This window comes from Ruminococcus sp. 210702-SL.1.03 (assembly GCF_020559915.1).
In the GTDB taxonomy this organism is placed as follows: Bacteria; Bacillota; Clostridia; order Oscillospirales; family Ruminococcaceae; genus YE71.
Genome location: NZ_JAJCLZ010000184.1, coordinates 1 through 239, shown reverse-complemented (window position 1 = coordinate 239; position 239 = coordinate 1). Strand labels below are relative to the sequence as shown.

At 39.7% G+C, this 239-nt stretch carries 1 protein-coding gene; it reads right to left on the bottom strand.

Annotation, left to right across the window (positions count from 1 at the left end; translation table 11 throughout):
- Window positions 1–31: 31 nt before the first annotated feature.
- On the bottom strand, window positions 32–239 hold a 208-nt coding region (locus LI114_RS14035; protein WP_227221170.1), incomplete at its 5' end, for a hypothetical protein.

The following is a 239-nucleotide window of genomic DNA, read 5'->3' as shown; positions in this document are numbered from 1 at the left end:
GATGTATCTGAAGATAATGGTTTTTACTTCATCACGCTTCATTTTGTATATCGGCGGGTATGAAAAATAAACTGTGTAAATGAATTTCCCACAAAAATTTTGACAATACTAAAATTGCAGCCAAACAGGGCAACGCTGAAGAGCGACCTGACGCAGGCTGTGAGATAAAACGGTGGAAAACGGTGGCAGAAATGTCGTCGTTTTTCAATATTCCACCGGATATCTCCAAAGCGGATAAA